Consider the following 23,267-nt stretch of genomic DNA (forward strand, 5'->3'; position numbering starts at 1 on the left):
ATAATCTTAACATTATGTATCTAATAGCATATAGTTGACGTATTCAGTTATAAATCTAACACCACGTTAGAAGGATATTATGCAAAAAACACTTAGTGCCAGTTTACTTTTCATTTTGTTATTACTTACTTTAGCGACAGTAAGCACGGTCACTGACAACAATCAAAATAATGATGGAACAGTCAATATAGTAAAAGCGGTTCAACGCCAACAACAATTTCAACAACAGCAACTTATTACTCAGCAGATTACCCATACGGTTACTTATTTCGACCAAATCAATACTTATTTGAAGCAGCAATCTTGGCAGCAAGCATTAACACTCCCGCAACGTGATGATTTCATCACATTCATCGATAAAATACTTGCAAGTGATACTACATTGCACAGTATCAGCCTTATTGATTACAAAAATAGCTATCGATTACAAGTTCAGGCAACCACAAAGGGAGAGACGATAACCATAAACAATAAGCCTATTAGCTCTACTGTAGAATTAAATAATATCGATCATGCTTTTTCATTATTACCAAATAAAACTTATATTAATATTACGGACCAACCCAACAGAACTGTTGTCTATTATCAACATGTTAAGGTACAAAATCACCAATGGGTTATAAAGATAGAGCAACAAAGCCTTACCCATCTTCTGACTGTATCCAAAAAAAATGATTCATTGCCCTTACAAACATGGATTATCGATAACCAAGGACAAACATTAATTAATATTAAGCAAAAAAAGATAGCTAATAATAGTGTATCGTTTATTAATAATGAACAAGATTTCAAAAAATCAAATTATGCATTATGGAAAAAAATAGAAAACTATAATCATCAGCAATTATTTAAAAACAACACTCTTTACACATATTCTCCGATATTCATTCCCACCTCATTAAAATCAACACTAGACTTTAAATTTGGTAATTTATCACCATGGACATTAGTTTCAAAAATAGAGTTAACTAATAATAATTCTATTTTTAGCTTTCAGCAGCAATCTTTGAATGTTTATATCACCTACCTCATTATTCTAATAACGATTATCGGTCTATTATTTTTTCTTTATAATTTCAACCAACAAAAAAATGAAATAAAGAAATTGAACGATATTAATACAACAGATAGTCTTCGTTATCGCTCTCTTGTTGAAAATACAGATTCAGGAATCATCATAATAGATGAGTACAAAAAGATAACAGTTATTAACTCTGCAGCACTAGCAATTCTAGATTTACCAAATAATATCGACAATAAAAATTTAATTTCTCATATTACTTCAATTGATACAAAAAGTGACATGGTGGCATTATTCAAGAAAATTGATACCATCGAATATAATCAACAGCAAAAAATGCAATTAAAAATTAATCAACGTCAACTAAAACATATCGAAATCATTGCTACTAAGATCAATAATAATGGCCATGATAATATCATGTTGCATATAATCGACGTAACATCATGGGTTAAGCGAGAACAGAAACTAAAAGGGTTATCGAGAGCTGTCGAACAAAGTGAAGAAGCGGTCATTATCACGGATAAATTTGGCTTTATTGAATATGTGAATACCTCATATAAAAAAAGTGCCGGTGAAAATTACACCAATATTATTGGTCTCAATAGTAAAACGATCTTTAAGAGATATACGAATGACAAAGATAAAATAGATGACATTCAATCAAAACTTAATCAAGGAAAAACGATTCAACGTATCATTTCGCAAAAAAACAGCGATAACAACATTCAGTACCTTGATAATACTATCTCCCCTATTCGTGATGATAATGGTCGAATTAGTAATTATATATCAACCAGTAAAGATATTACAGAACGTATCAACTATGAACATCGTTTAGATCATCTTGCTCATTATGATCAATTAACATCTCTTCCTAATAGGAATATGTTTATTAATAAAATTAATGATTCATTAGTGCTGTCAAAAATAAATAAATCAAAAATATCTATTTTAATTATTGAAGTTGATTTATTTAAAAAATCACATGACTCTTTAGATAATGAAAAGAAAGAAAAAATCTTAGTCATTATTTCTAAACGTATTCGTTCAAACCTGAGGGAGGTTAACCTTTTATCACGATTAAATAACAATCAATTTGGTGTTATTATTCAATCCGTTCAACAACAGAAAAATATTGATCACTTAGCCAACCGATTACTCAACAATATCCATGCTCCAATTAGTTACGATGGTAAGCTGATCTCCATCTCTGCCAGTATAGGTATTTCACTTCAAAAAGGTGCTTCAATAACGGCTGAAAAAATAATTAAAAACGCAAATATTGCGCTCAGTTACTCTAAAGATCAGTCTAAAAATCAGTATTGTTATTTTAATCCAAAAATGGAAACAGAAACGACGCATAAACTAGAGTTAGAGTCTGAATTACGTAAATCTATTAACACTGATCGTTATGAGTTTTACTATCAACCAAAAGTATTAGCGAATACACACACTCTTACTGGTGTAGAGGCATTGCTCCGGTGGCGAGACAAGCACGGTGATTACCAAGCCCCTATTGATATTATTCCATTACTAGAGTCATCTGGCTTAATTCTTGAAGCGGGTATATTTCTTATTGAAAAGGCTTGCCACCAACTAAAGCAATGGCAACAACAAGGGCTAAATATAAGTATGGCAATCAATATCTCAGCCCAGCAATTACTTGAATCCAATTTAACCGCTATTTTAAAACAAGCGATAAAAAAAGCTGGTTGTGATCCTGCATACTTAGAACTTGAAATCACAGAGAGTGTGTTAATGACAGACATTGAGTTAGCTTATCAAAAATTGATTTCACTCAAAACACTGGGAGTTAAAATTGCAATTGATGATTTTGGTACAGGGTATTCATCGCTCGCTTATCTTAGCCGATTTCCGATTAATATATTAAAAATAGACCGTGAATTCGTTAAAGCGCTACCTCATAATAAAGATAGTATTACCATCATTGAAGCGATTATCGACCTTGCCCACAACCTTGGCCTAACCATTGTCGCAGAAGGAGTAGAAAACAGACAACAAGTCATCGCGCTTGAAGCACTTGGAGTTGAAGAATTTCAAGGATTCTATTTCAATAAACCCCTTACTCGCGATGATTTTAATCGTCAATATTTACCTCAACAACGACAAATATCAGAGAACATTATATAAGAGGTTCTCTTATTCAACGTTGTAGCTTATTATTAAGGATATACGCCATTTTATTGTTAATCATAAGTGGATTCTTTTTTGATTACTTCGTAGGACGTCACAATGAGTTTTAGTGATCACTTAGATAACTTTATTAAGCAACGGGAACAATTTGGTCAACAGCCAAATAGAATACAAAAGCGTAATGCTTATGTTGTAGTTGATGCTACTGATCAGAGCAAAGCACGTGAAGCAATGGCAAAAGAACAAGAACATGCCACATTACGTGCAGAACAAGAAACCAAACAATATCACCAACGTATTCGCGGACGTTGTGTGCTTCCAAGTGAGGCACAAGCTCAGCAAGAGCGTCAAAATGATGCACGTCCAGCGGATCCGGCTCGCATTGCATACATTCAACAACTAAAAAAAGACCTAAAGTTAAAAAAATACAGCGCTGAGTAGCTTTCTACTTAAAGCTAACCCAAAAGTATATTTTTCATCTCTCATCACTGCAATATAATGGTAGCGATACACTGTCATCGTTACCATTTATGTGCCATCGTCTCATATTACTCGCTGTTTTATCTTTCACCGTCCAGCCACAAGCTTACGCATAAAAATCATGCATAATTATTATTCTCATACTGTGAGATAAAACTTTATAAGCAACGAGTTATACGATGAATAATTTAATTCAAACGTTACCTATAAATCAGAAAAATATTCATTAATAATGAATGTAATTAATCACATTTAACGGCAGATAAAGCTTAAAAAGGCCTCTATTTAGTATTTTGAACGATGTTTCATAAGTTTTTTGCCTTTTTTTATACATTTTTTTCCATGATCAAATCATAGAACTTTAATCAACTATCGCTGTTTCTCAAATTATAAGAATTAGATGTTTTTTTTTAATCACATTACCAACAACTAAATTTTCAATTTAACCTTTGTATTACAGCCATTAAATAAAAAGTATGCTATACCCTATAGCTAAAACATAATGGTATTAAAATATAACGCGTTGATTCTGAAAAATTAACCATACCAATAAAGCAAATAAATGCCTTCTAAAATGCAATTAGAGATACGATAAATAACAAAACACAACGAGAACCATTTCTTAACAAAAAAGCGCCAAAAATTAACAATAAACCATATAAAAAAACGACTACTCAATAATATATAAATACTTAAGTACTCAAAATAGACGCCATCTAGCACAGCGTCATAACAATAGCAATATGGTAAGAATGTCTTTTTGGAGTTAAAATTAGCATCAAAGAAGTAAAAAAGAAGATTTTAAATGACAACATCAATTCATATTAATGAGCTCGAATCTTTGCTTATTGCAATAATCGTGCTTTTTCTTGGCTACTTTATAAATACGAAAGTCAAGATTTTAAGACAGTATAATATTCCAGAGCCAATCGTTGGCGGACTTGTCATTGCCTTTATCATTACCTTTTTCCATTTTCAGGGTTATGACATTAGTTTTAAATTGAGTATGCAAGACACGCTAATGCAAATGTTCTTTGCAACTGTTGGCCTAGCTGCTAGTTATAAACTACTAATGAAGGGGGGGTCTCGAGTATTCCTTTTCTTAGGTATAGCAACAATCTTTATTATCATTCAAGATGCTGTTGGCGTAGGCATGAGTAAAGCTTTAGGCCTCGATCCATTACTTGGTCTAATTGTGGGATCAATCACCCTTTCTGGTGGCCATGGTACTGGTGCAGCTTGGTCTCAAACGTTTGCAACTGATTATGGTTTAAACACGTTAGAACTATCAATGGCAGCTGCAACATTCGGTTTGATCATGGGTGGTATTATTGGTGGTCCGATTGCACAACGCTTAATCAATAAGCATAAATTAAAATCTGATTTTGGTGAAAGTGGTAATCATCACATTGAGCACCCAGATCTAATTACCTATAGTGATCGTGAAGAGGACCGTATCACCTCTAAAAATACTATCGAAGTATTGTTCATTTTATTGGTTTGTGTCGCAGGTGCTTCACACTTTAAAGACTTCATTGATGGTTTTGGAATTAGCGCACTACGTATTCCTGAATTTGTGTATGCATTATTTATCGGTGTATTTATTACCAATCTATGTGAAGGTACTAAATGCTATAAAATCAATAAAGAAACTGTCGATGCCCTTGGTACCATATCACTGTCACTCTTCTTAGCAATGGCACTGATGAGCTTACATTTATGGGAACTGATGGACTTGGCAATGCCAATGTTGATTATTCTGGCAGTCCAAACGGTAGTGCTTGGCTTATTTACCTATTTTGTTACTTTCCGCGTAATGGGCAGTAACTATGATGCGGCAGTGATTGCTGGTGGCCACTGTGGTTTTGGTATGGGCGCAACCCCTACAGCCGTAATGAACATGGGCTCATTAGTTTCGCGTAATGGTCCATCGCCACAAGCCTTTATGGTAGTACCGATTGTTGGTGCGTTCTTTATTGATATCACTAACCTTATTGTTCTTCAAGGCTACATTAGTTTCCTTGGTCACTAAATAGCATTCGCTACTATTATAAAAAAGAGAAGATATAGTATATCTTCTCTTTTTTTGTTTTTACTCGATCCCCCCTGCTTACCTCACTACTTTTATCATTCCCTATTGCTGTTTTGTAACAAGGAATGTCTAAGCGATGTCATATTTTTTTTATGTTGTTACACTCCGCGCTCTTTCTAAAGTTTGACTTTAGTCATTACACTAAATCATTCACTTATCGTTATTTATCTCTTTCTTTAATAACGTTAAGAATCAATTAATTGAGTTCTCTAATGAAAAAATTTGATCGCGCTATGCAAATCTTGGTAGCAGGCTTTTGTATCAACTTATGTATGGGTATCCTTTATGCTTGGAGTGTATTTAAAAAAGCATTGGTGGTTGATTTAGGCTGGTCGAATGCAGACGCATCACTACCTTATACCATCGCAATTATTACATTTGCTTTATCATTGTTAATTGCTGGAATCCTTCAAGATCGCATGGGCCCTCGCCGGGTTTTAATTCTTGGTACCATTATGGTCGGTTTAGGCATGATCATATCTAGTTTTGCAACGACTCCAATGATGCTAGTACTCACGTTTGGTGTGATGACAGGCAGTGGTATTGGTTTTGGTTACGCTTGTTTAAGCCCATCAGCAATGAAGTGGTTCCATCCATCAAAAAAAGGCTTAGTTAATGGTCTTATTGCAGCCGGTTTTGGACTAGCAGCCGTTTATCTAGCGCCACTAACGTCTGCACTTATTGCAGAGTATGGCATCAACACTAGCTTTCTTGTTCTAGGTATCGCGGTATTAGTTATTGCAGTGCCACTTGCATTTACCATCAATAATCCACCAGCCGATTATGTACCCGAAGTCCCTGCGGGTTATAAAGCAAAATCAGCAAAGCCTGTTGATATTAATTGGCGCGGCATGTTAAAAACACCACAATTTTATTCTCTATGGGTAATGTATGCTTTTGCTTCTGCTGCTGGTTTGATGATTATTGGTAATATTACGTCTATTGCTGCGACACAAGCTAACATCACAGACGCCGCTTATCTAGTTGTGATCCTTGCTATCTTTAACTCAGGTGGCCGTGTCGCTGCTGGTATCTTGTCAGACAAAATTGGTGGAGTTAAAACACTGATGATCGCTTTTGTTATGCAGGGTATCAATATGGTGATGTTCGCTACATTTGACTCTGAATTTACACTGATCATTGGTGCGGCAATCGCTGGTGTTGGTTACGGCACATTACTGGCTGTATTCCCGTCGATTATTGCTGATTTCTATGGCCTGAAAAACTACGGTGCTAACTATGGTGTACTTTACACGGCATGGGGTGTGAGTGGCTTTATCGGTCCTGTTGTTGCAGCATTTGCTGTCGATACTACAGGGACATATACATTGGCTTACACTGTGTGTTCAGCCATGATTGCTGTCGCCGTTGTATTGTCAGTTATTACTAAAAAAGTCGATGCTGAAGCGCTAGAGAAAAAACTGGCTTCTGCATAATCAACCACATTAATTAGCAATAAAGCCCAGCCTTATGCTGGGCTTTATCGTTTTTATTTCCAACCAATTACCCACAAAACTAGCCCTTTGTACATATTTTCCTATACTTGTAATTGTTAGTGTTTTGTTAATAACTTATCGATAATTAAGTTACTTACGACATGTTGCTTTAACTATTGACCAGACAAGGAAGGTACTTACTAATGGCTAATAAAATAACCGGCGTATTGGCGGCACTTGCTGCATCAGCTACGCTATTTGCAGTAAATGTCAATGCTGCTGACAACACACTCGATAAAGTCAAGAAACAGGGTTACGTCCAATGTGGCGTTAGTGCTGGCCTACCTGGATTTTCAAACCCTAATGCTAAAGGTCAATGGGAAGGTCTTGATGTTGAATTCTGTCAAGCAGTTGCCGCTGCGACATTAGGTGACAAAACCAAAGTCAAATATATTCCTCTTACAGCTAAAGAACGTTTCACAGCCTTGCAATCAGGTGAAATTGATATTTTATCACGTAATACGACCTGGACACTGCACCGCGACACCTCACTTGGCCTTAACTTTACTGGTGTGAACTACTACGATGGCCAAGGGTTTATGGTAAAAGAAGATATGGGTATACAAAGTGCAAAGCAACTAGATGGTGCCGCTGTTTGTGTACAATCAGGGACGACAACAGAACTCAATCTAGCTGATTATTTTCGGGTCAATGGGATGAAATATAAACCCGTCGTATTTGATACAGCCCCTCAAACATCAAAAGGTTTTGATTCTGGGCGTTGTGACGTACTTACAACCGACCAATCAGGCTTATATGCCTTACGTTTAAATCTAAAAGATCCAACTTCAGCCATTGTTCTTCCTGAAATCATTTCAAAAGAACCTCTCGGCCCTGTCGTTCGTCAAGGTGATGATCAATGGTTCAACATTGTCCGTTGGACACTATTTACCATGATCAATGCTGAAGAATTTAACGTCACTTCTGCCAATGTTGAACAACTAAAAAAAGACTCAAAAGATCCTAACATTCGTCGTCTTATTGGTGTTGATGGACCTAAAGGAAAAGGCCTAGGATTAAATGATGATTGGGGTTTCCAAATCATCAAACAAGTGGGTAACTACGACGAAAGCTTCCAGCGTACTGTTGGATTAGGATCCCCGCTTAAAATTGAACGTGGATTGAATGCACTATGGAGCAATGGCGGTATCCAATATGCACCTCCTATCCGTTAATAACCGCTTATTTTAAGTTCGTATATAAAGGAAGGGAGCGGTTATGGCTCCCCCTATCCATCTCAATGGATATGAGGATGTTGTATGGCATTTCCAACGAAGACTAATCAATCGCAAACAAAATCTAGTACTAACAATTTATTTTATAATCCCACTTTCCGCGCCATTATCTTTCAAATTATTGCCATTATTGCTCTATTTTTTTTCTTTTACAGTATTATCAATAACGCCTTAACCAATCTTGAAACACGAGGGATTGCGACGGGCTTTGATTTTCTTGATCAAGAAGCAGGTTTTGGTATTGGGCTAACCTTGATTAATTATGATGAAACCTTTAGCTATGGGCGTACCTTTTTTGTTGGCCTTCTTAACACCGCATTGATTGCTGTTTTAGGTATTATGCTAGCCACAATGTTGGGATTTATTATCGGTATTGCGCGCTTATCACCTAATTGGCTAGTCAGTCGTTTTGCTGCTTTCTATATCGAGATTTTTCGTAATATTCCGCTATTATTACAAATTTTCTTTTGGTACTTCGCGGTATTGCAAGTTTTACCATCCCCAAAACAAAGCCTTCAATTAGGCGAAAGCATTTTTCTTAATGTTCGAGGCTTATCGCTGCCAATCCCAATTTTTGAACAAGGCTCTGGCGTAATTTTTATCTCCCTTTTGATTGCACTAATCATAGCGAGCAGTTATCGCTATTACGCTAAGAAAAAACAACAAAATACCGGTAAACAATCCCCTGTGTTTCTCGTTAGCCTCATGGTTATTATTTTACTGCCATTATTAACGTTCTTTATTAGTGGAAAACCAATAACTATCGATTATCCCGCCCTCAAAGGATTTAACTTCAGTGGCGGCATTACCGTATTACCTGAACTTGCTGCACTTTTACTTGCCCTGAGTATTTATACGGCCGCCTTCATTGCTGAAATTGTAAGATCAGGGATTAACGCCGTGAGTCACGGGCAGACAGAAGCCGCAGAAGCACTAGGGTTAACCCGTAATAAAACTCTACGTTTAATTGTAATTCCACAAGCAATGCGAATCATTATTCCGCCCCTTACTAGCCAATATCTAAACCTAACAAAGAACTCATCGTTGGCAATGGCAATTGGTTATCCTGATTTAGTCTCTGTCTTTGCTGGCACCACCTTAAATCAAACAGGACAGGCTATTGAAATTATTGCGATGACAATGGCGGTATATTTAAGCCTAAGTTTAATCACTTCTTTGCTAATGAATATCTACAACAAAAAAATGGCTCTGGTTGAGAGGTAAACATGACTAAACATCAATTTCTTCCCGATTTACCCCCTCCAGCAAACACTGTGGGTGTTATTGGATGGTTACGGCAACATCTATTTTCTTCGGCTTTCAATACAATAATCACGCTGCTTTTAGGCTATTTTGTAGTCGTTAGCTTATGGGGAATTCTTGATTGGGCGCTGATTAATGCCAATTGGCAAGGAGACTCACGTGATGCTTGTACGCATACAGGCGCGTGTTGGACCTTTATAAAAGTACGTTTTAATCAATTTATGTTTGGTTTCTACCCCAATACAGAATTATGGCGACCGAAATTATTTTATGCCACATTGGCTATTTTTATTACCTTATTAGCCTATGAAAAGACCCCTTGTCGTGGTTGGATTTGGCTATTTTTCGTAAATATCTATCCCTTTCTTGCTGGCTTTCTTTTATACGGCGGGGTTATTGGCCTTCCCATCGTTGAAACGCATTTATGGGGCGGATTACTAATTACCTTGATCATTGCCATTGTTGGCATAGTCGTATCGTTACCCATCGGCATTGTATTAGCGCTAGGACGGCGTTCACAAATGCCTATCATTCGCAGTATTTGTACTGTTTATATTGAGATTTGGCGAGGTGTGCCGTTAATTACTGTCTTATTTATGGCTTCAGTAATGTTACCGCTGTTTTTAAGTTCAGAATTAGAAACCAATAAACTGATTAGAGCTTTAATTGGCGTAGTCATGTTCAGTGCAGCTTATATGGCAGAGGTGATTCGAGGCGGTTTGCAAGCGATACCTAAGGGTCAATATGAAGCGGCAGATGCATTAGGGTTAAGTTACTGGCGTAAAACGTATCTTATTGTGTTACCCCAAGCTTTAAAAATCACTATTCCTTCAATCGTTAACACCTTTATCGGGCTATTTAAAGACACCAGTCTAGTACTTATTATTGGCATGTTTGATGTATTAGGTATAGGACAAGCAGCCACCAGCGATCCGGAATGGTTAGGTTTTGCTACTGAAAGCTACGTTTTTGTCGCTTTCGTCTTCTGGATTTTTTGTTTTAGTATGTCTAGATACAGTATCTATCTAGAAAATAAATTACATACTGGGCATCAACATTAGCAAGGATTGCATAATGACAAAGACCAATAACACTTCAATCACACCAGATAATACGCAGTGGGTTATCGAACTTACGGATGTAAATAAATGGTATGGTCAATTTCATGTACTTAAAAACATTAATTTAAAAGTCCGTAAAGGAGAAAAGATCGTTATTTGTGGCCCTTCAGGATCAGGAAAATCAACCATGATCCGATGCATTAATTATTTAGAAGAGCATCAGCAAGGTAAAATTTCTGTAGCAGGACAAGACATTACCGGCGATTTGAAAAACATTGAGCTTGTACGTAAAGAAGTCGGGATGTGTTTTCAGCATTTTAATCTTTTCCCTCATCTAACCGTACTAGAAAACTGCACCTTAGCCCCTATTTGGGTAAAAAAAATGCCAAAGAAAGAAGCTAATGCATTGGCTATGCAATATTTAGAGCGGGTTAAAATTCCAGATCAAGCCCATAAATATCCCGGTCAACTCTCTGGTGGGCAACAACAACGCGTTGCTATCGCCCGTTCGTTATGTATGAATCCACAAGTCATGTTATTTGATGAACCAACGTCTGCACTTGATCCAGAAATGGTACGGGAAGTATTGGATGTTATGGTTGAACTGGCGAATGAAGGCATGACAATGTTATGCGTTACTCATGAGATGGGGTTTGCGCGCCAAGTCGCTGATCGGGTTATCTTTATGGATCAAGGTGAAATCATTGAAGAAAACAATCCTCATGACTTTTTTGATAATCCAAAATCCGATCGAACTCAACTTTTTTTACAGCAAATATTGCACTAATGGCTGAAACTGCCACCATTAAAGTAAGCCTTATTGATGTAACACTTAGTTACAACTTAAAGATACATGAAAATTAATGAACAAAGTATTTTAATGTTCAAACACTTATAATATGCTTGATGGCAGACAAATCAATATAAAGCTTGAGTTTACGCTTGCAATTCGTATTGTTTAGCCTCATATATAGCTTTAATAGAATTAACATAACTACCCTAAGGGGAACACTTATGAACGAACGTATGGTCAACCGTGACAATGGTTACGAAGGCGTGCTGTCAACCAATAAGGTTTTACGTAACACTTATTTCTTACTATCGCTAACGTTGTTGTTCTCTGCTGTTGTAGCTGGTGCAGCAATGGTTATGAATGTTCCACCTGTTCATTGGATCATTCTTCTTGTCGGTTTCTATGGTCTAATTTTCTTAACAGAACGTAACCGTGATAGCAGCCTTGGTCTAGTCTTTGTATTCGCATTAACAGGCTTTATGGGCTACACCCTTGGTCCTATTTTAAATATGTATGTGGGTGCAGGCATGGGGCACGTCGTAATGACAGCACTTGGTGGTACCGCACTAACATTCTTTGCCTGTTCAGCTTACGCATTAACAACGAAACGCGACCTATCATTCCTTAATGGTATGTTAATGGCTGGTTTTATTGCGATTATTGTTGCAGTTGTAGCAAATATCTTCTTAAAGATGCCAATGCTATCACTTGCTATTAGCGGTATGTTTGTCTTGTTCTCATCAGCAGCGATTCTATTGACTACACAGTCAATTGTACGTGGTGGTGAAACAAACTACATCTCAGCAACGGTTACATTATACGTTTCTATCTACAACCTATTCTTAAGCTTGCTTCAGATTCTAGGTGTAGTAAACAGCAGCGATAATTAATCATAGCGATGCACTTACGATAATCGACTTATCGTAACAAAGAACGAACTAAAAAAGCCTGCATTTAATGCGGGCTTTTTGTTTTTTACTTGCAGGCAGACAAGTGAATCACTATTCTTGCAGCGTTAGAAATAGAGAGGTCTACTATGCTTGAATTTAATGGTGTACAAATCGATACCGATGCCCAAGGTTATCTAAAGAATGTGGATGATTGGTCGGAAGATCTAGTCGCACGACTTGCAGCAGAAGAAGAGATTGAATTATCTGAAGCCCATTGGGAAGTGATTCGCTTTGTTCGTGAGTTTTACCTTGAATTTAATACCTCACCCGCTGTTCGTATGCTCGTAAAAGCCATGTCAAAGCAATATGGTGAAGAAAAAGGTAGCTCGCGTTATCTCTATCGCTTATTTCCTAAAGGACCAGCAAAGCAAGCAACAAAATTAGCAGGATTACCCAAACCGGTTAAGTGTATCTAATATAACAATACAACAAACCAAACATAATCGGTGATCCTTACCCATATGTTTGGTTTGGTTTTATTATCAGCACTCTAATTCATTTTAAACCCAGTCAAATGTTGCCATGCTAAAGTTTCAGTTGTAAGCCACTCAACAGTGGCTGTTTTTGGCCCATGCTGTAGCCATTCAATAAGCTTATCAATATTCTCTTGTTCACCGCAGGCGAAGACCTCAACACTGCCATCGGCTAAGTTTCTTGCATACCCAGTTAAATCAAGCATCAAACCTTGATGAGCGGTATGAAATCGAAAACCAACCCCTTGTACATGTCCTATTACCTTCGTTTTTATGCAACATCGAGCCATAATATATACTCTTCTGTTTATGCTGAACTTGATTCTATTTTAGCGGTATTATTACAAGGTTTTGATGGTTGTCTGGCAAAAAACAATGCTGTTTCAGGGTTTATTTAGTATGCAATCGCAGGTTTATATACCAACTTAGGCTTTTTCATTTGATTTTACTTAGCCAGCACAACATAATATGCCCCCACTCGAATTCCATACTGGGCATGTCATGACTGCTTCTATTTATTTGGTAAAAGGCCGTGAAAAATCACTTCGCCGTCGCCACCCTTGGGTTTTTTCTCGCGGTATTGATCGCATCGAAGGAAAACCAGAATTAGGCGAGACCGTTGATGTTTACGATAATAAAGGCGAATGGTTAGCACGAGGTGCGTATTCTCCGCAGTCACAAATTCGCGTTCGCGTATGGACATTCAACAAAAATGAAGCCATTGACGTTAACTTCTTTGTTAACCGCCTAAATGCAGCACAAAATCTACGTGATATTCTAGCCGCTCGTGATGGCCTTACTGGCTACCGTTTAATTGCTGCAGAATCTGATGGTCTTCCAGGTATCACTATCGACCGTTACCAAGACTACTTAGTGTGTCAACTATTGAGTGCCGGTGCAGAAGCTCAACGTGAAGTACTTCTTGAAGCATTAACACAATGCTACCCAAGCTGTAATATTTATGAGCGTTCAGACGTTTCTGTTCGTAAAAAAGAAGGCTTAAAACAACGTACTGGCGTTCTGCATGGTGAAGAGCCACCTAAGTTTGTTACTATCGAAGAAAATGGCGTGAAAATTAACGTTGACATCGTTGGTGGCCACAAAACAGGTTTCTACCTTGACCAACGCGATAGCCGCGAAGCATCAGTTAAATATGTTAACGGTAAGCGTGTATTAAACTGCTTCTGCTATACTGGCGGTTTTGGCTTGTACGCACTAAAAGGTGGCGCAAGTGAAGTAGTTAACGTTGACGTTTCTCAACCTGCACTTGATACAGCACAACTTAATGCAGAAATTAACGGTTACCCTGTTGAAAATGCACAGTTTGTAAACGCTGATGTATTCAAATTACTACGTGAATACCGTGAACGTGGCGAGCTGTTTGATGTTGTTATTATGGATCCACCAAAATTTGCTGAATCTAAATCTCAACTAGTTGGTGCTTGCCGTGGTTACAAAGACATCAATATGTTAGCGATGCAAATTCTAAAACCAGGTGGTATGCTATTAACTTATTCTTGCTCTGGTTTAATGGATAACGGCTTATTCCAAAAAATCATTGCCGATGCTGCACTTGATGCACATCGTGATGTACAGTTTATCGAGCGTTTCAGCCAAGCGGCAGATCACCCATTAGACAGTGCTTACCCTGAAGGTTTCTACCTTAAAGGTTTTGCTTGTTACGTCAAGTAACGCGCAATCTAATATAGAGATACACGAAACCCAGCCAATGCTGGGTTTTTTTATACTCATAAAACTATTATTAGGTATTTATTTCGACGGTTATTTGTCAACATCGTAAAGATCAGAATACAATAGCAGTACTATACCTAATACACATTATTCATATATTCGTACTCAAAAGGAATCGACATGAAACTGCGTACAGCCCTTTTCTCTTTAGCTGCGTGTAGCATCAGCTTTTCGTCATTTGCAGATGTAACACTTAACCTACCTAACTCTGCTGAACTGGTTCTCGTCAATGGCGTAAATGCGGAAGGTAATGCACCTCAAACATTAAATAATGGTAGTAATCAAATTGCTTTTCGCTATGACAAAAATTACCGTGAAAATGGTGATACACACTTATTTCGTTCAGAAGTAGTGGTAATGACGTTCGCTGGTAATGACGCGACATACACATTACAACTCCCTCACATATCAAGTGCCTACCAAGCACAGAAATTTAATAACCACCCAACAATGTCATTGTTATCAGCTGATGGTAGTGAGGTTCCGTTTAAGCATGATGTGCTAATTAAAAATGGACTACAAATTAATCGCGACTTTCCACAAGAAATCGCACAATATAATTTAAGTAAAGCTCCTGCAGCATTAGCATCGGTTGTTACGGCAAGTGAAATACAACGCATGCAGCCAGCAATACCTGCAACAAAAGATAATAAAGTCGACCAAGCCTATGTCACTAAGATGTTGAATTATTGGTACAATAAAGCAGATACTACAACTCAGGATAATTTCAAAGCAAGTATTAATAAATAAAACTTTATTGTTTAATCATCAATCTTATATCGTAAAGGACTAATGCGTTCTTTCTTTACCTTTTCCTTCCCTTATTCTTCACCTCTACCGTTAAAAATAAGGGAAGTGAATATAACCACTGATTATTAAGTTATATAACTAACTTTATTTTCACCTCAGTTTTATTTTCTTTACTACCCTGCCAGTTACATACTCTCATCGCATTAACGTACAACTCAATAAAGTGCGCTTAATTCAATAAACAAATAAAGATTTACATAATAGTAACATTTTTCGCGACTCCGTATGAAGATAGCAACATTCGTTGATGCAAATAACCAAACTGCACTTATAGTTTTTTTATGACACGCAAAAAGTAAATAGACACAGATTTATTACTGGTGTTATTTCAATAACTAAACGAAAGGATCACATATGAACCGTGGGAAACATGGAATAACAAGAAAAGGAATTTTTACGCTAAGTACCCTTAGTTTATCCTGCTTATTTGCATTTAATGCCCAGGCAGCCATCGATTGTACTGATATATCTGAATGGGAAAGCAATAAAGTTTATACAGGAGGAGATAAAGTACAACAAAATAACACGGCTTATAAAGCAAATTATTGGACACAAAATAACAGTCCAGCAACTCACAACGGACAATACAGTAATTGGTTAACCCTCGATACTTGCCTTGGAACACCTCCCCCAATTGATAATATTGCACCAACAGCTAGCATTACTTCACCAACCTCAACCACTGAAATTGCAACTGGTGATAATATTACTATCAGCGTAAATGCTACAGATAGCGATGGTACAGTAGCCAAAGTTGAATTCAGCGTTGATGGTAAAATTATTGGTGCTAGTACTCAATCCCCATACAATGTAGCTTGGCTTGCTATTGCAGGCGAGCACACATTAACCGCAATTGCTTATGATAATGATGATGCGGTGAGCAATAAAGCCACCGTTATTATTGTTGTGGGTGATAGTGATCCTGAAAATCAAGCTCCAACAATTAGTATTACAACATCAGCAGCGACCGTGGAGCTCGGTGATGTTATTACTGTCACAGCAGATGCTGCAGACAGTGATGGGCGGGTTGATAAAGTTGATTTCTTTGCTAATGGTACATTAGTTGGTACTACAGCGACTGCTCCTTATGATTTTGCCTATACGACGACTCAAGCCGGTATCACTCGTCTTTATGCGCGTGCGACTGATGATCTAGGTAAAACAACCGATTCTACTGTCACAACTATTACAGTTAATGGTGGCGAAACTGCAAAAGATTGTCGCCCTGATGGTCTCTACCAAACTGAGGGGATTACTGTTCCATACTGCACAATTTACGATCAAGACGGCCGTGAAAAAATGGGGGCCGATCACCCTCGTCGTGTTATTGGCTACTTTACAAGTTGGCGTGCAGGCGATGATCCGCAAAGCAGTTATCTTGTTAATGATATTCCATGGGAACAATTAACCCATATTAATTACGCTTTTGTGAGCATTGGCGCTGATGGCAAAGTCAATATTGGTGATATTAACGACCCAAGTAACCCAGCAGTAAGTCTACAATGGCCAGATGTTGAAGTTGATCCAACTCTTGGTTTTAAAGGCCATTTTGGTGCTCTTGCAACAGCAAAAGTAAAACACGGGGTTAAAACATTGATATCAATTGGTGGCTGGGCTGAAACGGGCGGTCACTTCGATACTGAAGGTAATCGTGTCGCTGATGGTGGTTTCTATACCATGACCACTAATGCAGATGGCAGTATCAATCATGCCGCCATTGAGAAATTTGCAAACTCCGCTGTCGACATGATGAAGAAATACAAGTTTGACGGACTTGATATTGACTATGAATACCCAACCTCAATGGCTGGTGCCGGTAATCCAGACGATAAAGCCTTTTCAGAATCACGTCGTCCATACCTTATGCGTTCTTATCATGAGCTAATGCGTGTATTGCGAGCCAAAGTCGATGCAGCAAGCGCCGCTGACGGCATACATTATATGTTAACTATCGCAGCACCATCATCTGCATATCTATTACGTGGTATGGAAACGATGGCAATTACTCAATACCTCGATTATGTCAACATAATGTCTTATGACCTCCATGGAGCATGGAATGATCATGTTGGGCATAATGCGGCATTATATGATACAGGTAAAGATTCAGAACTTGCAGCATGGAATGTATATGGTACAGAAGCTTATGGCGGCATAGGGTATCTAAACACCGATTGGGCTTACCATTATTTTCGAGGCTCTATGCCAGCAGGACGTATTAATATTGGCGTGCCCTATTATACGCGTGGTTGGCAAGGTGTAACCGGAGGGGAAAATGGTTTGTGGGGCAAAGCTGCCCTGCCTAACCAATCAGAATGTGCTCCGGATACAGGGGAAGGTGAGAAAAACAACTGTGGTAACGGTGCTGTCGGTATCGATAACATGTGGCATGACAAAAACGCCGCAGGTCAAGAAATGGGGGCGGGATCAAACCCAATGTGGCATGCGATGAATTTAGCCAATGGTATCTATGGTTCATATACTGCGGCATATGGTCTTGACCCGATTAATGACCCACAAGATAAATTTGTGGGAAGCTATCAACGTCACTTTGATAACATCGCAGTTTCACCTTGGTTATGGAATGCGGATAAAAAAGTCTTCTTATCTACTGAAGATAAACAATCTATCAATATTAAAGCCGACTACATTATAGATAAAGAAATTGGCGGGATCATGTTCTGGGAATTAGCAGGTGATTACAACTGCTATCAATTTGATGCTAATGGTAATCGCGCCGGTATCGATGTATCAGAACAGTCCTGTCAAACAGGCCAAGGTGAATACCACATGGGTAATACCATGACCAAAGCCATTTACGATAAATTTAAATCAGCAGCACCTTACGGTAATACTATTGCCGTTGCGGCAATTCCAACAGAAGCCGTTGATATCGGCGTAGCAATTGCTGGTTTTAAGGTTGGTGATCAAAATTACCCCATTAATCCGAAAATCACATTCACTAACAACACTGGTATCGAGATCCCCGGAGGCACGGAATTCCAATTTGACATACCAGTATCAGCACCTGACAATGCAAAAGATCAATCGGGTGGTGGTTTAAAAGTGATTGCATCGGGACATAGTCGTAGTGATAACATCGGTGGTTTAGATGGTGTTATGCATCGTGTCGCTTTCTCTTTGCCAGCGTGGAAAGCACTTCCTGTTGGTGGCGAATATGAATTAGACATGGTGTACTATCTACCAATCACTGGCCCTGCAAACTATGCCGTTACTGTAAATGGTAAAGAATATGCCTTTAAATTTGAACAACCTAATTTACCACTGGGTGATTTAAATACAGGTGGTGGCGGTGGTGAAGGTGGGGACTGTTCGATTGATGGTATAAATACCTACCCTAACTGGCCACAAACTGACTGGCAAGGTAATCCTAGTCACGCAGGATCTGGTGATCGAATCATTTATAATAACGTGATTTACAAAGCGAACTGGTACACCTCATCAATACCAGGGAGTGATGGTAGTTGGAGTAAAATCTGTAATATTTAATCTATAAAACAGCACCGATGTTATTAATAATGTCGGTGCTGCTCTTTTATATTGGACAATATGAATAGTCATTATTTCTTTTTCTTCATCTTATATTCATGTTTATTTGTTTCCATTTTATTTCGTTACTAATAAGCATTGTTCAATACGTTACTAATATTATTATTTACAATATATTTTAAATATTTATAACTAAAATAATTGAATAAAAACAATCAATAAAATCAACACTTTAAATGCAACTCTTTACTGATAGACAAGCTTTTTTTAGCTTTAGTTTAATCTAACTTCCTCTACTTAATTAAATGATGTTCATATTAATAAGCTATTGTTATCAATGGCTAAATTGACCTTCCACTTAACAACTATCATATTTTATAACGTTAAAATCCCCTTTTGCTGGACCATTTAAATCTTCTTTTTTAATTCTTATTTATGATAAAGTACTATCTCGCTTAATTGCTAACCAACTTTGCAACTTGTTTAAGAATAGAACGAATTAAATGAAAAAATTTATTTACCTATTTCTATTAATGGTATGCCTATTACCATTAAATGCGTCTGCGCGCGTTCTTCATACTGAACGTAAGAATGCAGATATTGTCGCTGATTATGTCTATCAAAAAGCTGATTTAAAGGGCAAAATTGATTACAGCGTGTTCAAAAAAGCATTTATTGCTTACAATAAAACCCGCGGAAAAAAGAAATCTTTATTAACCATTATTGACTACAGCATGCCTTCTACAGAAAAAAGGTTTTATGTCATTGATTTAAAATCAAATAAATTGCTTTACCGTACTTATGTATCACACGGTGAAAACAGTGGACGTTTAATGGCAGACAATTTTTCTAACCGTGTTAATTCACATAAAACATCGTTAGGTACCTTTCTAACTGAAGGCACCTACCATGGCGGGAATGGTTATTCCTTAAAACTAAATGGATTAACGCGTGGTGAAAATGATAATGCATTAAAACGCTATATTGTTATTCACGGTGCTAAGTATGTTTCTGAATCATTCATAAAACGGAATGGTTATCTTGGCCGTAGTTGGGGATGCCCAGCTATACCAACGTATTTGACGAAGAAAATTATTGATACCATCAAAGGTGGTAGTGTGATTTTTGCATACGCTAAATAATGTAATACCTCGATTTGATCAAGAAGCTTTTAGTCTTACGACTAAAAGCTTTTTTTATATCTAAGATTTCACAACATTAAACTTAAGTGTTTAATCGTATGCTTATTAACATTACTCTATCAAATATCGTGTTCAAGGAACCATTATGAAACAAGCATTAGTTATTATTGACTTCATTAATGACATCGTTGATAAAAATGGCAAAATTCCAAGTTGTGCAGCACAAGTCAGCGCCCACCATGTCATTCATAATGCAAATATTGCTATCCAGTGGGCAAGAAAACACAACCTACCTTGTATCTTTGTCAAAGTTGGCTTTCAGCCTAACTACCTTGAATTGCCGCATCAATCTCCAATGTTTGGCAAGGCTCAACAATATCGAGCATTAGAGTTAGGCCAATGGGGCACTGAATTTCACCCTGATCTTCAAATAGCTCAACATGATATGGTGATCATAAAATCACGCGTCAACCCTTTCTATAACACAGCACTTGATAGCGTCTTACGTGCTAATGCTATAACTGATGTTTACTTTTGTGGTGTGAGTACTTGTTGGGCAATTCAATCTGCTGTCAGAGATGCTCATGATCGTGATTATTGTGCCCATATTATTAGTGATGCATGCACATCAGCAACAGAACAAGATCATCAACGCTCTTTAGCAATGCTGTCAAGAATAGCGATCTTACATCAAGCAAAAACACTTGATATATAAGGATAACCTAACGCTTGAGCTACACTATAGTTAGTGACTTGACCTTGATAAATATTTAAGCCATTTAATAAATGTTTATTCGTGGTAAGGGCCGTTTTATACCCCAGATCAGCTAACTGCAGAATATAAGGTAAGGTTGCATTATTAAGTGCAAATGCTGATGTTCTAGCAACTGCGCCAGGCATATTAGCAACACAATAATGCACAACATCATCAATAATATAAGTAGGATCATCATGGGATGTTGGATGCGAGGTTTCAATGCATCCACCTTGATCTATCGCTACATCAACAATTGCCGCTCCTTTTTTCATTCGACTTATCATGTCTTTTGTAACCAACTTGGGCGCTTGCGCTCCCGCTACAAGTACGCACCCAATGACAAGATCTGCAGCAAGAACATATTCCTCAATAGCATCATTCGTTGAATAAATACAGGTTACAGCACCTGAAAATAAGCGATCTAACTGACGTAACACTTCTATATTTCGATCAATGATAACCACATTTGCACGACACCCTACGGCCATCTGCGCAGCATTCATTCCAACAACACCCCCACCAAGAATCACCACATTTGCAGGAGCAACACCTGGTACACCAGCTAATAATATACCTCGCCCTCCTCGTGATTTTTCAAGCGCAAAAGCACCCGCTTGTAAAGACATTCGACCTGCAACTTCTGACATAGGCGCTAATAATGGTAATTGTCCATTATCATCAGTGACAGTTTCATAAGCGATACATATTGCTCCGCTATTAATTAAATCTTGCGTCTGTTCTCTATCTGGAGCTAAATGAAGGTATGTAAATAATATTTGTCCTTTGCGTAACAACATCCGTTCTGAAGATTGTGGTTCTTTTACCTTGACGATCATATCAGCTAATTCAAACACGGCTTGTGCTGAATCTACAATTTGTGCGCCAACAGCAATATAGTCTTCATCACTGCATCCAATGCCAGCACCAGCAAGAGTTTCGATATAAACTGTATGACCATGTAATACTGCTTCTTTTACCGAAGCCGGCACCATACCTACGCGATACTCATGAACTTTGATCTCTTTAGGAATACCAATTTTCATTATTATGCCCTTACCTATTAGTACTAGTCATATATATACAATAGTTAACAATAATAGTTATTTCTCACTATTTTTTAGAGTAATTTTAATATCACCCACTAACTAATGACAAAAATATAAAATAATAATCCATAAAAAAAGGCACAAAAAAACCGCGATGACTATCACGGTTTTTTATCATTACAGGTATGAATTAGATATCATCTTCCCAAGGCATATCTGGTAACGCTGTTAAATTTTCACGGTAACGTTTTAAATCAAATTTACCGTCATTTTTCATTACGTCAAAGACTTCGATAGATAATGCACAAGCAATCATCTGCACCGCTTCATCACGTGCAGTGCCCGTCATCATTAAGCGCATTAATGTTTCTTTCACCACTAATGGATTACCGTCTGCTAGCTGATTTTCAACAGTTTCAACCAGCATGTCACCCGTCATGATTTCTTCGTTTTCCATCATAAACCTATCTGAATTATTTCAATCGTGCATAATTTAGCATAACGTATTCATACCGCAAAATTATTGCTTACTTCACGCAGGTACAAACGATAATTTATCTTTAAATAATGAATCTAGTAATGGTTTGGCCTCAATCATTGAAATAAATGAATGATCAGCATCTGTAGACGTCAGTGAAGGATGGCCATTAATCAGTAGACAGCAAATATCGGCATTTTTTGCTGATTGTAAGCCTGTACGGCTGTCTTCTACCGCAACAACTTGATAAGGATGAACTTTCATCGCTTGGCAAGCATGTAAGTATACATCAGGAGACGGCTTATTATTTGCAACTTCATAACCGCTAAATACCTGATCAAATAAATCTAACCAGCCATGCAATTTTAAAACGCCTTCAACATAGTCACGTGGAGCACCAGTCACAACCGCCATGGGCACTTTACCTGAAAACGCTTGAAGCACAGAATCAACACCAGGTAATGCAGGGATCCCTTGTTGACGAATTTTCCTATCTGTCAGTGCTTCCATCTCTGTCGTAATAGTGGCTATATCTACATTCAAGTGGTAACTATCAATAAAATGCTTCGCTATCTTTGGCCACGTAACCCCCGCATAATATTCAATAAAGTCGTCAGCGGTTAGTGTAACACCGTATGTCGCTAAATAGTCACTCCAATTGTTAGCATGAAACGTTTCAGAATCAACTAACGTGCCATCAAAATCAAAAAAAAGAGTTTGCATTATTTACCAAATGATAATTTCTATGAAT

20 protein-coding genes are annotated in these 23,267 nt (G+C 37.6%); 16 read left to right on the plus strand and 4 right to left on the minus strand.

Going from position 1 to position 23,267, the window contains the following annotated elements; translation table 11 throughout:
• The first annotated feature begins 289 nt into the window (after positions 1-289).
• The 10 genes from VXS03_RS07970 (at position 290) to tusE (ending at position 12,964) form a co-directional block, all read left to right on the plus strand.
• Complete coding sequence (locus VXS03_RS07970) at positions 290-3,175, plus strand: EAL domain-containing protein (protein ID WP_327763075.1); 2,886 nt, start codon at positions 290-292, stop codon at positions 3,173-3,175.
• A gap of 102 nt (positions 3,176-3,277) precedes the next feature.
• Positions 3,278-3,619, plus strand: a complete 342-nt coding sequence (locus tag VXS03_RS07975; RefSeq protein WP_327763076.1) for a hypothetical protein — start codon at positions 3,278-3,280, stop codon at positions 3,617-3,619.
• Positions 3,620-4,463: 844 nt separating this feature from the next.
• Positions 4,464-5,690, plus strand: a complete 1,227-nt coding sequence (gltS, locus tag VXS03_RS07980; protein ID WP_327763078.1) for a sodium/glutamate symporter — start codon at positions 4,464-4,466, stop codon at positions 5,688-5,690.
• Positions 5,691-5,962: 272 nt separating this feature from the next.
• Positions 5,963-7,186, plus strand: a complete 1,224-nt coding sequence (locus VXS03_RS07985) for an L-lactate MFS transporter (RefSeq protein ID WP_327763079.1) — start codon at positions 5,963-5,965, stop codon at positions 7,184-7,186.
• 203 nt (positions 7,187-7,389) lie between these two features.
• The gene (locus VXS03_RS07990; protein WP_327763080.1) at positions 7,390-8,421 is read left to right on the plus strand and encodes an amino acid ABC transporter substrate-binding protein; all 1,032 of its coding nucleotides are present in this window, start codon (positions 7,390-7,392) and stop codon (positions 8,419-8,421) included.
• Between the two features lie 84 nt (positions 8,422-8,505).
• Positions 8,506-9,705 (plus strand): amino acid ABC transporter permease, encoded by a 1,200-nt coding sequence (locus VXS03_RS07995; RefSeq protein ID WP_327763081.1) that lies wholly within the window; start codon positions 8,506-8,508, stop codon positions 9,703-9,705.
• A gap of 2 nt (positions 9,706-9,707) precedes the next feature.
• Complete coding sequence (locus tag VXS03_RS08000) at positions 9,708-10,805, plus strand: amino acid ABC transporter permease (protein ID WP_327763082.1); 1,098 nt, start codon at positions 9,708-9,710, stop codon at positions 10,803-10,805.
• Positions 10,806-10,818: 13 nt separating this feature from the next.
• Positions 10,819-11,592, plus strand: coding sequence for an amino acid ABC transporter ATP-binding protein (locus tag VXS03_RS08005; RefSeq protein ID WP_327763084.1), 774 nt, complete (start codon positions 10,819-10,821; stop codon positions 11,590-11,592).
• A 227-nt stretch (positions 11,593-11,819) separates the two neighbouring features.
• Entirely contained in the window at positions 11,820-12,488 is a 669-nt protein-coding gene (locus tag VXS03_RS08010; RefSeq protein ID WP_327763085.1) for a Bax inhibitor-1/YccA family protein, read from the plus strand.
• Positions 12,489-12,634: 146 nt separating this feature from the next.
• Positions 12,635-12,964 carry a sulfurtransferase TusE gene (gene tusE / locus VXS03_RS08015; protein ID WP_327763086.1) on the plus strand — a complete coding sequence of 110 codons (330 nt, stop codon included), beginning with the start codon at positions 12,635-12,637 and terminating at the stop codon, positions 12,962-12,964.
• A gap of 74 nt (positions 12,965-13,038) precedes the next feature.
• Here the strand turns inward: tusE and yccX are convergent, their stop codons facing one another.
• On the minus strand, positions 13,039-13,311 hold the full coding sequence (gene yccX / locus VXS03_RS08020) for an acylphosphatase (RefSeq protein WP_327763087.1): 273 nt from the start codon (positions 13,309-13,311) through the stop codon (positions 13,039-13,041).
• Here yccX and VXS03_RS08025 point away from each other — a divergent pair.
• The 6 genes from VXS03_RS08025 to VXS03_RS08050 all read left to right on the plus strand — a co-directional run bounded on the left by VXS03_RS08025 (position 13,246) and on the right by VXS03_RS08050 (position 20,950).
• Positions 13,246-13,419, plus strand: a complete 174-nt coding sequence (locus tag VXS03_RS08025; RefSeq protein ID WP_327763140.1) for a hypothetical protein — start codon at positions 13,246-13,248, stop codon at positions 13,417-13,419. The genes yccX and VXS03_RS08025 overlap by 66 nt on opposite strands.
• A gap of 103 nt (positions 13,420-13,522) precedes the next feature.
• A complete protein-coding gene (locus VXS03_RS08030; RefSeq protein ID WP_327763089.1) occupies positions 13,523-14,713 on the plus strand; it encodes a class I SAM-dependent methyltransferase in 1,191 nt (396 codons plus the stop codon).
• Between the two features lie 180 nt (positions 14,714-14,893).
• On the plus strand, positions 14,894-15,523 hold the full coding sequence (locus VXS03_RS08035) for a YccT family protein (RefSeq protein ID WP_327763090.1): 630 nt from the start codon (positions 14,894-14,896) through the stop codon (positions 15,521-15,523).
• A 414-nt stretch (positions 15,524-15,937) separates the two neighbouring features.
• Positions 15,938-19,093, plus strand: a complete 3,156-nt coding sequence (locus VXS03_RS08040) for a chitinase C-terminal domain-containing protein (protein ID WP_327763092.1) — start codon at positions 15,938-15,940, stop codon at positions 19,091-19,093.
• 503 nt (positions 19,094-19,596) lie between these two features.
• Positions 19,597-20,235 (plus strand): murein L,D-transpeptidase catalytic domain family protein, encoded by a 639-nt coding sequence (locus tag VXS03_RS08045; RefSeq protein ID WP_327763093.1) that lies wholly within the window; start codon positions 19,597-19,599, stop codon positions 20,233-20,235.
• Positions 20,236-20,380: 145 nt separating this feature from the next.
• The gene (locus VXS03_RS08050) at positions 20,381-20,950 is read left to right on the plus strand and encodes a cysteine hydrolase family protein (RefSeq protein WP_327763094.1); all 570 of its coding nucleotides are present in this window, start codon (positions 20,381-20,383) and stop codon (positions 20,948-20,950) included.
• Here VXS03_RS08050 and ald read toward each other — a convergent pair.
• The 3 genes from ald to VXS03_RS08065 form a co-directional block, all read right to left on the minus strand.
• Complete coding sequence (ald, locus tag VXS03_RS08055; protein ID WP_327763095.1) at positions 20,926-22,035, minus strand: alanine dehydrogenase; 1,110 nt, start codon at positions 22,033-22,035, stop codon at positions 20,926-20,928. The genes VXS03_RS08050 and ald overlap by 25 nt on opposite strands.
• Before the next feature lie 193 nt (positions 22,036-22,228).
• Positions 22,229-22,495, minus strand: coding sequence for a hypothetical protein (locus VXS03_RS08060; protein WP_327763139.1), 267 nt, complete (start codon positions 22,493-22,495; stop codon positions 22,229-22,231).
• A 75-nt stretch (positions 22,496-22,570) separates the two neighbouring features.
• Positions 22,571-23,239: an HAD family hydrolase gene (locus VXS03_RS08065; protein WP_327763097.1), complete on the minus strand. Its 669-nt coding sequence runs from the start codon at positions 23,237-23,239 to the stop codon at positions 22,571-22,573.
• Positions 23,240-23,267: the final 28 nt, after the last annotated feature.

It is taken from the genome of Photobacterium sp. S4TG1 (assembly GCF_036040035.1).
Lineage (GTDB): Bacteria > Pseudomonadota > Gammaproteobacteria > Enterobacterales > Vibrionaceae > Photobacterium.